Consider the following 11064-nt stretch of genomic DNA (forward strand, 5'->3'; position numbering starts at 1 on the left):
GACCAAGATTAGAGAAGAGACCCCATGGGCAAGGCAACCGGTTTTCTCGAGTATCAGCGCCTCCACGAAGCGTATGAAGCGCCGCTCGCGCGTTTGAAGCATTACAAGGAGTTCGTGCTCGCGCTCAGCGACGAGGACGCGAAGATTCAGGGCGCACGGTGTATGGACTGCGGCATTCCGTTTTGCAACAACGGCTGCCCCGTGAACAACATCATTCCCGACTTCAACGATCTCGTTTATCGCCAGGACTGGCGGCAGGCGATCGAAGTCCTGCATTCGACCAACAACTTCCCCGAGTTCACGGGACGCATCTGCCCGGCACCGTGCGAAGCGGCCTGCACGCTCGGCATCAATGCGGATCCTGTCGGGATCAAGTCGATCGAGCACGCGATCATCGACAAGGCCTGGGCCGAGGGTTGGGTCGAGCCGCAGCCGCCGAAGAAAAAGACCGGCAAGAAGGTTGCCGTGGTCGGCTCCGGGCCGGCCGGCCTGGCGGCTGCGCAGCAGCTCGCCCGCGCGGGGCACGACGTGACGGTGTTCGAAAAGAACGATCGCATCGGCGGGTTGCTGCGCTATGGCATTCCCGATTTCAAGCTCGAAAAGTGGCTGATCGATCGCCGCATGCGCCAGATGGAAGCCGAGGGCGTGACGTTCCGCGCCAATGTCTTCATCGGCAAGGACCCGTTGCCGTCTCACATCGGCAATACGGCCAAGGAGACGATTACGCCCGATGAGCTGAAAGAGCGCTTCGACGCCATCGTCGTGGCCGGCGGCTCCGAAACGCCGCGCGATTTGCCGGTACCGGGGCGCGAACTCGCCGGCGTTCATTTCGCGATGGAGTTTCTGCCGCAGCAGAACAAGGTCAACGCCGGCGACAAGGTGGCGGACCAGATCAGCGCGAAAGGCAAACACGTCATCGTGATCGGCGGCGGCGATACGGGTTCCGACTGCGTCGGCACCTCGAACCGTCACGGCGCGAAGAGCGTGACCCAGTTCGAGCTGCTGCCGCAGCCGCCCGAAACCGAAAACAAGCCGCTCGTCTGGCCGTATTGGCCGGTCAAGCTGCGGTCTTCGTCGTCGCACGAAGAGGGTTGCGAGCGCGACTGGTCCGTCGCGACCAAGCGGCTCGAAGGCAAGAACGGCAAGGTCGAGAAGCTTATCGCGGCGCGTGTCGAATGGAAGGACGGCAAGATGCAGGAAGTGCCGGGTTCGGAGTTCGAACTGAAGGCCGATCTCGTGCTGCTGGCCATGGGCTTCACGCAGCCCGTCGCACCCGTGCTCGAAGCGTTGGGCGTCGAGAAGGATGCGCGCGGCAACGTGCGCGCGGCGACGGAAGGCGAGCGAGCCTACTACACGTCGGCGGACAAGGTGTTTGCCGCAGGCGATATGCGCCGCGGGCAGTCGCTCGTCGTCTGGGCGATTCGCGAGGGCCGGCAATGCGCACGCTCGGTCGACGCCTACCTGATGGGCAGCTCCGAGCTGCCCCGCTGACGGGCGGCGCGCATTCGCCGCGCGTGGAAGCGATGCCGGTTGCACCGCAGGACGCGGATGCGGATTGGCATCGCACTTTCATTGCGCTCGTGCCCGATGCGCCCACGCGCAGTGAGTGGGAAGCATTCGGCATCGGCGAAGATATGATCGGTCGCCGCGTTGCGGCGGATCAGCTTCATTTGACGCTGGCCTTTCTCGGGTCCATCCCGCGCGAGCGCGGGCTTGCGCTTGCGGCGGGGCTGGCCTCGACCGTGACCGCGCTTCCCGCGCTGAAGATCGAGCGTTTCGCATATTGGCCGAATCCTGCCCATCCCCGCCTTGCGGTACTGACGTTCGAGTGTCCGCAGCCGCTCGTCGAGTTGGCGGCGAACGTACGCGGGCTCGTTCGCAGCCTCGGTCTGCCCATCGACGATCATCGCCCGTTTCGTCCGCACGTCACGCTCGCGCGCTTGCCGCGCCATAGCCGGCCGGTATCGCCCGAAGCCCTGCTCGCGGGGGAGCAGTCCGCTCTCGCATTGCCGGCGTCGCGTTTCGCCACCCTGATGCTTTACTCGAGCACGCTCGAGCGCAGCGGCGCGCAGTATCGGCCGCTCGCCGCTCTCGACGTACCCGCGGCGCCTTCAGATTGAGGCAGGCCGGCGCGGACGCGTCATGCCACCGCCCGCTCGCCCGCGCGTTCGATGAAAAGCGTATGGTCGTGAAAACCCGTGATGGACTCGCGATGCGCAACGCTCACGATCGCCGTTTGCGGCAGGCGTTCGTGGAACAGCCGGTAGACATTCGATTCGTTCTCGGGATCGAGTCCGCTCGTCGCTTCGTCGAGGAAAAGAAAGTCCGGCTTGTGCAGCAGCACGCGCGCGGCTGCGAGCCGCTGCTGCTCGCCGGGAGACAGCACGCGCGTCCAATGCGCCGATTCGCCGAGACGCCCGATGTAATCTTCGAGCCGGCAACTGACGAGCACCTCGCGACAGGCATTCTCGGTGAAGGTGTCCGCGGCGGCGGGGTAGGCGAGTGCGGCTTTCAATGTACCGATGGGCAGATAGCTTTGCTGCGGCAGGAACATCGTGCGCGCGCCGACGGGTACGTCGATACTGCCCTCGCCGAAGGGCCACAGGCCGGCGAAGGCGCGCAACAGTGTGCTCTTGCCCGAACCCGATGCACCGCGCACGAGCCAGCGGGCGCCCGGCTCGATGACGATGTCGCCGATCGTCGCGAGCGGCGTCCCGTTCGGCAGCGCAAGTTCGAGATCGTGCGTGCTCAGCGCGCTTGCATCGACGTAGTGCAGATTGATGCCGCCATGTGCGGTGGCGGGCGAGACCGATTCGCGCAGATGCGTGCTTTGCACGACGCGGCTGAATTCGCGCAACCGGTTGACGGTGGCGCGCCATTCGACGAGCGACGAGTAATTGTTGATGAACCATGAGAGCGAGCCGCTGACCGTGCCGAAAGCGTCCGCGATCTGCGTCAGCACCCCGAACGTGAACGCACCGGCGAAATAGCGCGGCGATGCGACGATGTACGGAAAAATGATGGCCGCCTGCCCATAAAAATTCGTGACGAAATTGAGGCGCCGCGTGTACGTCATGATGCGCCACCAGTTGTCGCGGATCCTCGCGAAGATGTTTTGCGCGTTGCCCTCTTCGGTTCGAACACCGTCGTATAGCGCGATCTGCTCCGAGTTCTCGCGCACGCGAATGAGTCCGTAACGGAAGTCGGCTTCGACGCGCTGCTGCTGATAATTGATCGAAACGAGCGGATGCCCAACCTTATGCATCAGGTACGAGCCGCCGATCGCATAGATCACTGCCGCCCAGACCATATAACCAGGCACGGTCCATGCCGAGCCGGCGAAATGGAAGTTCAGCGCGCCGCCGATCGTCCAGAGGATGGTGATGAACGAGACCAGCGTAACGACTGTCGATAACAGGCCGAGCGACAGATCGAGCGTGTTGGTGGCGAGCGATTGCAGATCGTCGCTGATCCGTTGGTCGGGGTTGTCAGCGAGTCGATCGCGTTCGATACGGTAGAACGCGAGGTCGCCAAGCCAAGTCTTCAGATAGCGGTTCGTCAACCACTGGCGCCAACGGAACCCGAGCATTTGCCGCAGGTAGGTACGATAGACGGCCAACGTGATGAACACGAAGGCCGCAACGGTGAATTGGATCAGCAACTGCCAAAAATGCGGGCTGTCTTTCGCCACCATCGCATTGTTGAACTTCGCGTACCACTGGTTGATCCAGACGTTGAATCCGACGATCGTCAGGTTGATGAGGATGATCGTCACCAACAAACCCCAGGCGGCCTTCCAATCCTCCGAGACCCAGTACGGTTTGATGAGCCCCCAGGCCGAGGTCGACGAGGGTTGGGGCGGCGCACCGTTGCGGGCAGGGACGGGATTGAGAGATGAGGCAGTCATAGGTCTTCCGAACGGTGTTTCCGAATCAGTTGCGCCAGCCGACGGCAGGCGTACGGGCGCTTCGACGATGCGCGGCACGGTACGCGGTTACCGCGGATTCTTGCGCGGAGCGCTTAAGCGAGTCTTAATGGCGGCGGCCCGCGCGTTCCATGCCTGGTATCGCACACCGACACCGACCGTGCGCGTGGTTGGCGAAAAGCAAAAGCGTGTCACCCGCGTGCCGCGATCGGACATTGTGCCAGAGAGCGGTGAGCCAACCTTTCGCGCAGCGTCCGAGCGCAAAAAAGGGCGCGTTGGCGGCGCCGCGTCATTGCGCCGCGTTTGCGGCCGCTCGCGCTTTTATGGTCTAATGGCCGCGACGAAACAGGGGTGCTTCGCTGGAAGTGGATAGGGTTCGAGCTGTTCGGACCGTTCCGTGGCGAGGCTGAGAGAGACCCTTCGCACCCGATCCGGGTAATACCGGCGCGGGAAGTTTCAGGAACACGCTTATAGCGTGGGATGCCGTGTCGCGGCATCTTTTTCTCCGCCGAAAGCATCGGTTGCGTCGATGCCGCCGGCCGGCCTCACCCGCCGGTTTCGTCCTTGGGTACGCGCAGTTCGCCGTACAGAAAGGATCGATCCGATGAGCGTTCAATCTTCAGTCGTTGTTTCAGGAATCCCCGATTTCGCCGTGCTCGGCGGCGGGCTCGCCGGCCGGCTAGTGGCCTGGCAACTCGCGGGCGAGGGGCACCGCGTCGCGCTCTACGAGCGCGGCGACGCGTCGGGGACGGCCTCGGCGGCCTGGGTCGCCGCCGCCATGCTGGCGCCGCTGGCCGAGGCCGCGAGCGCCGAGCCGCTCATCGTCGAGCTCGGCCAAGCCTCGCTCGACGCCTGGCCACGGATCCTTGCCGCGCTGCCGGCACCGGTCTTTTTCCAGCGCAACGGCACACTCGTGGTCTGGCACCGTAACGATCGGCCCGAAGCGGCGCTGCTCGAACGGCGCGTGCACGCCAACGCGCCGCGCACGCTCCCGGGCGGCAGCCGCGTTGCGACGCTCGATGCCGCGCAGCTCGCGGCAGCCGAGCCCGCGCTGGCCGGCCGCTTTGGTCAGGGGCTGCTGCTGCCCGACGAGGGCCAGCTTGACAACCGCCAGACGCTGGCCGCGCTGGCCGCGGGGCTGAACGAGCGCGGGGTGGACGCGCACTGGAACACCGCCGTCGACGAGGCGGCGCGGCCGAGCGCGCGAATCACGATCGATTGCCGCGGGCTCGGCGCGAAGGCGGCGTTGCCCTCGCTGCGTGGCATTCGCGGCGAAGTCGCGCGCGTGCATGCGCCCGGTATCGCGCTGACGCGCCCCGTTCGCATGCTTCATCCGCGCTATCCGATCTACATTGCGCCGAAGGAACACGATCTGTTCGTGATCGGCGCCACGGAAATCGAAGGCGAGGACCGCTCGCCGATGAGCGTGCGCTCCGCGCTCGAGCTGCTGAGCGCGGCGTTTGCCGTGCATCCGGCGTTCGGCGAGGCGCGCATTCTGGAACTCAACACGCAATGCCGTCCCACGCTGCCCGATCACCTCCCTTCGATCGTCTGGGACGGTGCGAGTACCCTCGCCGTCAACGGTCTTTACCGGCACGGCTTCATGATTGCCCCCGAAGTGGCGAGTACAGCGACCGGACTGGCCACCGCGCTGCTGAGCGGCCGTGTCGCCGATGCGGAAGGCTTTGGGCAATGGCGCAGCGAAGCGCGCTGGGCGCCCATGCTGCATCTCGCGGGCGAGCGTGCGGCGCTTGCGATATGAGCACGATGACGCGTACCCCACAGGAAAAGACCGAGCAACTCCATCGTCGGACCGTTCGAATCATGGAAATTCAGATCAATCAGAAGTCTCTTTCCCTTCCCGACGGCGCGACCGTAGCCGATGCGCTCGCCGCGTTCGGCGCGCGGCCGCCGTTCGCCGTCGCGCTCAACGGGCAGTTCGTCGCACGCACGCAGCATCCCGAGCGCGCGCTCAACGCCGGCGATAAGCTCGATATCGTGCATCCCGTCGCGGGCGGCTGATGACCTTTTTGCCGCTAACATCCATTACGTCTTGAGGATCTTGCGATGATTTCCGCTTCCGCCGCCGATTCGCTCACGCTCTACGGCACCGCTTTTGCCAGCCGTGTGCTGCTGGGTACGTCGCGCTATCCGTCGCTGCGCGCGCTGTCCGATTCGATCGAAGCAGCGCGACCCGGCATGGTCACCGTGGCGCTGCGGCGCCAGATGCAGGCCGAGACCGCCGAGGCCGGCTTTTTCGATTTGCTCAAACGCCACGCTGTGCCGCTGTTGCCGAATACGGCCGGGTGCCAGACGGTCGACGAAGCCGTGACGACTGCGCACATGGCCCGCGAGGTGTTCGAAACGGATTGGATCAAGCTCGAGGTGATCGGCGACGACTACACGCTGCAGCCCGACCCGCTGGCGCTGATCGAAGCCGCGGCCCGGCTCGTGAAGGACGGCTTCAAGGTGCTGCCGTACTGCACGGAGGACCTGGTCATCGCCCGGCGTCTGATCGATGCGGGCTGCGAGGCGTTGATGCCGTGGGGCGCGCCGATCGGAACCGGCAAGGGCATCGTCAATCCTTATGGGCTTCGCACGCTGCGTCAGCGACTGCGGGACGTGCCGCTCATCGTCGATGCGGGACTCGGCGTGCCGTCGCACGCGTGCCAGGTCATGGAATGGGGCTTCGACGGTGTGCTGCTCAATACCGCTGTCTCGCAGGCGACCGAGCCGGCCGTCATGGCGCGCGCATTCGCGATGGCCGCCGAGGCCGGGCGGGCCGCGTATCTCGCCGGTCCGATGGACGAGCGCGATAGCGCGCAGGCGAGCACGCCGGTGGTCGGCATGCCGTTCTGGCACCAGGATCAAGGCTGAGGCATCGCATATGAGCCGTACGCTTGCGTTCGCGGATCGTGAAATCTTCTGGCCACCCGCCGACGAACTGGTCGAAGCGGCCGAGCGTATCCGCGCGCGCCTCGGCGAATGGCCGCGTGGGGAGGCGCTCTGGCGGATCTGTCTGACGCCGCCCGATGCGCCCGGCGCGGGCGATTTGATCGTCGCCGCGGTGGAGGAAAGCGGCGCTGCGCCGGCCCAGTCCGAGTGGCTCGCTGCCGGCGCAGGGGTGATCGAGACGTCGGCCGATTGCGCCTGTTTAGTGTTGGGCGAGGCGCGCTATCCGCTCTCGGGCACCCTCGCCGAAGACTGGCTCGCCGCGCTCGCGAGCTTCCTCGATTGCGGCTTCGCCCCGCACGACGCGCTCGTATTGGCCATGGCGTGGCGCGACGGCGACGAAACGCGCGGCGACGATGCGTGGCCCGACCAACTCGACCGTTTTCCGCGCGTTCGCGCGCTACCGCCCGCGCCGACGCAGCGCTTCGCTGATTGCCCGTCGCGGCTCGGCCTGTATGCGGTCGTGCCGAGCGCCGAATGGGTGGAGCGCGTCGCGGCCCTCGGTGTACGCACCATCCAGTTGCGGGTCAAGGATGCCCCGGCGGCGCGGCTCGCCAACGAGATCGCAAAGAGCGTCGAAGCTGGGCAGCGCCACGGCGCGCGCGTTTTCATCAACGATCACTGGCGCGAAGCGATCGCAGCGGGGGCGTACGGCGTCCATCTGGGGCAGGAGGATCTCGATACCGCCGAGCTGGGCGCGATCGCGTCCGCGGGTTTGCGGCTTGGACTGTCGACGCACGGCTACTACGAGATGCTGCGGGCGCTGCACTATGCGCCGAGCTACCTCGCTTTCGGCGCGGTTTTTCCGACGGCGACGAAGACAGTGGCGAGCGCGCCACAAGGCCTCGCGCGGCTCGCGCGCTATGCGCGGGTGATCGGCCCGAAGGTGCCCCTCGTCGCGATCGGCGGCATCACGCGCGACACGCTTGCCGCCGTGCTCGATACGGGCGTGGGCAGCGCGGCCGTCGTGAGCGCCGTGACGGGGGCGCCCGACCTGGCCGAGGCCGTGGCCGCGCTCGAGCGAATTTTTGCCGACCGGTGAGCGTTTTGCACTTGGAAAGTTGGGTGTCACGGCAACGTTCTCGCTGAGGCCCTATAATTCGGCTTCCGCGTAAAAGGAGCCGCCGCTTCGTGCCGCCTACATCCGCTGAGCCCATTCTCGAGCTGCGTAACGTCGATTTCGGCTATGACGAGGATCGTCTCGTCCTTGCGAACCTGAACATGCGCTTCATGCGCGGGCAGGTTGTCGCCGTCATGGGCGGCTCGGGCTGCGGCAAGACTACCGTGCTGCGCCTGATCGGCGGGCTCGAGCGAGCTCGCCGAGGCGAGGTGCTGTTCCACGGGCGGGACATGGGCAAGGAGAGCCGGGAAGGCCTTTACGCCTTGCGCCGCAAGATGGGCATGCTGTTCCAATTCGGTGCGCTTTTCACCGATATGTCGGTGTTCGAAAACGTCGCGTTCGCGTTGCGCGAGCACACCGATCTGCCCGAAGCGTTGATTCGCGATCTGGTTCTCATGAAGCTCAACGCTGTGGGCCTGCGCGGCGCGCGCGATCTCGCGCCATCGCAGATCTCGGGCGGCATGGCGCGGCGCGTGGCGCTTGCGCGCGCAATCGCGCTCGATCCGGAGCTGATGATGTACGACGAGCCGTTCGCCGGCCTCGACCCGATTTCGCTCGGCATCACGGCCAATCTCATCCGTACGTTGAACCGGGCGCTCGGTGCCACCTCGATTCTCGTGACGCACGATGTCCCCGAATCGTTCGCCATTGCCGATTACGTCTACTTTCTGTCGAACGGCGCGGTGCTTGCCCAAGGAACGCCGGCCGAGCTGCGGGAGTCGGTCGACCCCTCGGTGCGGCAGTTCATCGACGGTGCGCCCGACGGCCCGTTTCGCTTTCACTATCCGACGCAAACGCCGCTCGATGCGGATTTTGGCCTCGGCGGAGGACGCGCATGATTGGTGCAATTGGAACGTTGGGGCACTGGGTGCTCGCGGGCATCGCGCGCGCCGGTTATGCCACTCGCATGTTCGTTCGCCTCGTGCTCGAGTTTTTCGCGCTCGTGCGCCGGCCCAACCTCGTCATCAAGCAGATTCTGTTCGTCGGCAATTATTCGCTCGTCATCATCGGGGTTTCCGGGCTCTTCGTCGGCTTCGTGCTGGGCCTGCAGGGCTATTACACGCTCAATCGCTATGGTTCCGAGCAGGCGCTCGGACTGCTCGTCGCGCTGTCGCTGGTGCGCGAACTGGGTCCCGTCGTGACGGCGCTGCTGTTTGCGGGCCGCGCGGGCACCTCGCTGACCGCGGAAATCGGTCTCATGAAGGCGGGCGAGCAGCTGACAGCGCTCGAAATGATGGCCATCGATCCACTCGCGAACGTCGTTGCGCCGCGCATGTGGGCGGGCATCATCGCCATGCCGATACTCGCCGCGATCTTCAGCGCCGTCGGCATTTTCGGCGGCTATGTCGTAGGTGTGCTGATGATCGGCGTCGATTCGGGCGCCTTCTGGTCGCAGATGCAAGGCGGGGTGCAAGTCTGGGCGGACGTCGGCAACGGCGTCGTCAAAAGCGTGGTGTTCGGCTTTGCCGTCACATTCATCGCGCTGTTTCAAGGCTATGAGGCAAAAGCGACCCCCGAAGGGGTCTCGCGGGCGACCACCCGTACAGTCGTCTACGCCTCGCTCGCCGTACTCGGACTCGATTTTCTGCTGACGGCGTTGATGTTCAACTGACGCAGTCCAAATTGCACCGCTGGCACGATTGGCGCCTGCGCGAGCGCGCTTCTTTTGGGATGACGATGAAAAAGACTGTTCTCGACTTCTGGGTCGGTTTGTTCGTGGTGCTCGGTTTCATCGCGCTGCTGTTCCTGGCGCTGAAGGCCGGCAATATGAGCTCACTCTCGTTTCAGCCGACGTACCCCGTGAAGCTCAAGTTCGACAATATCGGCGGGCTCAAGGTACGCGCGCCGGTGAAAAGCGCCGGTGTCGTCGTCGGACGCGTGACGTCGATCGGGTTCGACACGAATACCTATCAGGCGCTCGTCACGATCGACCTCGACAAGCAATTCGCGTTTCCGAAGGACACGTCGGCGAAGATTCAGACCTCCGGTCTGCTCGGAGAGCAGTACATCGGCCTGGAGCCGGGCGGCGACACCGAAATGCTGAAAGCCGGCGATACGATCACGATGACGCAATCGGCCCTCGTGCTCGAGAATCTGATCGGCCAGTTTCTCTATGGCAAGGCGGCCGATGCGGGCGGTGCCAAAACGGCACCTGCGCCGGCCGCCGCGCCTGCAGCTCCTACCAACTTGCCCGCAGCTCCCGCGGCATCCGCCACGGCGCCGGCCAGTGCCGCGGCGTCCGGGGCGGGCGGTTGACGCGAACCTTTGACGCGGGCGGCAATGTGCTGCCCGGGACCGATCATCACGGAGAACAATAATGCAGACCACGCGCGCCAAAAACGTGACGCTGGCAATAGCGGTGGCGATGCTCGCCGGGTGTGCGTCGGTTCCGACGCCCACCCCGGGCGACCCACTGGAGAGCGTGAATCGCGGCGTGTTCAAGTTCAACGATACGCTCGACACCTATGCGTTGAAGCCGGTAGCGAAGGGCTACCAGCAGGTCGTGCCGGAACCGGTGCGCAGGAGTGTTACGAACTTCTTCTCGAACATCGGCGATGTCTATATCGCCGCGAACGAGTTGCTGCAGCTGAAAATCGCGGACGGCGTCGGCGACATCATGCGTGTGACGATCAACACGCTGTTCGGCGTGGGCGGCCTGTTCGATGTCGCGACGCTGGCGAAGCTGCCCAAGCATGCCGCGGACTTCGGGATCACGCTCGGGCATTATGGCGTCCCGTCGGGTCCGTACCTCGTCCTGCCGTTGCTGGGGCCCAGCACGGTGCGCGATGCAACGGGCCTCGTCGTCGATTACTATGGCAATCCGCTGACGTACGTGCAGCCGTCTTCAGTGAGCTGGGCGCTGTATGGACTGAATCTCGTCAATACGCGCGCCAACTTGCTGACGACGGTCGACGTGCTGTCGGGCGCCGCGCTCGACAAGTATTCGTTCGTTCGCAATGCGTATCTCCAGCGGCGCCGCTTCCTGATCACGGGTGGCGACGGCGACGGTGCCCAACTGCCGAACTACGATCAGTCGCTGCCGAAGTACGACGACGATGGCGCGGCG

Annotated in this window: 11 protein-coding genes and 1 riboswitch; of the genes, 10 read left to right on the forward strand and 1 reads right to left on the reverse strand. The window is 65.1% G+C overall.

Features of this window, described 5'->3' with window-relative positions:
• The first annotated feature begins 24 nt into the window (after window positions 1-24).
• Together ACO1XS_RS03375 and thpR are read left to right on the forward strand one after the other, a co-directional pair.
• On the forward strand, window positions 25-1491 hold the full coding sequence (locus ACO1XS_RS03375) for a glutamate synthase subunit beta (RefSeq protein WP_331568847.1): 1467 nt from the start codon (window positions 25-27) through the stop codon (window positions 1489-1491).
• Window positions 1492-1523: 32 nt separating this feature from the next.
• On the forward strand, window positions 1524-2120 hold the full coding sequence (thpR, locus tag ACO1XS_RS03380; protein ID WP_486389997.1) for an RNA 2',3'-cyclic phosphodiesterase: 597 nt from the start codon (window positions 1524-1526) through the stop codon (window positions 2118-2120).
• 20 nt (window positions 2121-2140) lie between these two features.
• Here the strand turns inward: thpR and ACO1XS_RS03385 are convergent, their stop codons facing one another.
• Entirely contained in the window at window positions 2141-3907 is a 1767-nt protein-coding gene (locus ACO1XS_RS03385; protein ID WP_440560093.1) for an ABC transporter ATP-binding protein/permease, read from the reverse strand.
• Between the two features lie 355 nt (window positions 3908-4262).
• A riboswitch (TPP riboswitch) is annotated at window positions 4263-4395 on the forward strand.
• A gap of 134 nt (window positions 4396-4529) precedes the next feature.
• Between ACO1XS_RS03385 and ACO1XS_RS03390 the strand changes: the two genes are divergently transcribed.
• From ACO1XS_RS03390 to ACO1XS_RS03425, 8 genes are all read left to right on the forward strand, one after another.
• Window positions 4530-5687: an FAD-dependent oxidoreductase gene (locus ACO1XS_RS03390; protein WP_486389998.1), complete on the forward strand. Its 1158-nt coding sequence runs from the start codon at window positions 4530-4532 to the stop codon at window positions 5685-5687.
• Window positions 5688-5749: 62 nt separating this feature from the next.
• A complete protein-coding gene (gene thiS, locus ACO1XS_RS03395) occupies window positions 5750-5947 on the forward strand; it encodes a sulfur carrier protein ThiS (protein WP_331568212.1) in 198 nt (65 codons plus the stop codon).
• 45 nt (window positions 5948-5992) lie between these two features.
• On the forward strand, window positions 5993-6802 hold the full coding sequence (locus ACO1XS_RS03400; protein ID WP_331568182.1) for a thiazole synthase: 810 nt from the start codon (window positions 5993-5995) through the stop codon (window positions 6800-6802).
• A gap of 10 nt (window positions 6803-6812) precedes the next feature.
• Complete coding sequence (gene thiE, locus ACO1XS_RS03405; protein ID WP_486389999.1) at window positions 6813-7919, forward strand: thiamine phosphate synthase; 1107 nt, start codon at window positions 6813-6815, stop codon at window positions 7917-7919.
• A gap of 89 nt (window positions 7920-8008) precedes the next feature.
• On the forward strand, window positions 8009-8836 hold the full coding sequence (locus ACO1XS_RS03410) for an ABC transporter ATP-binding protein (protein WP_486390000.1): 828 nt from the start codon (window positions 8009-8011) through the stop codon (window positions 8834-8836).
• Window positions 8833-9609: a lipid asymmetry maintenance ABC transporter permease subunit MlaE gene (gene mlaE / locus ACO1XS_RS03415; protein ID WP_481580002.1), complete on the forward strand. Its 777-nt coding sequence runs from the start codon at window positions 8833-8835 to the stop codon at window positions 9607-9609. Before ACO1XS_RS03410 ends, mlaE begins: the two co-directional genes overlap by 4 nt.
• 59 nt (window positions 9610-9668) lie before the next feature.
• Window positions 9669-10253 (forward strand): outer membrane lipid asymmetry maintenance protein MlaD, encoded by a 585-nt coding sequence (gene mlaD / locus ACO1XS_RS03420; protein ID WP_486390001.1) that lies wholly within the window; start codon window positions 9669-9671, stop codon window positions 10251-10253.
• A gap of 61 nt (window positions 10254-10314) precedes the next feature.
• The coding region (locus ACO1XS_RS03425) for an MlaA family lipoprotein (protein ID WP_486390002.1) at window positions 10315-11064 on the forward strand (750 nt) is incomplete at its 3' end.

The organism is Trinickia sp. (assembly GCF_057351765.1).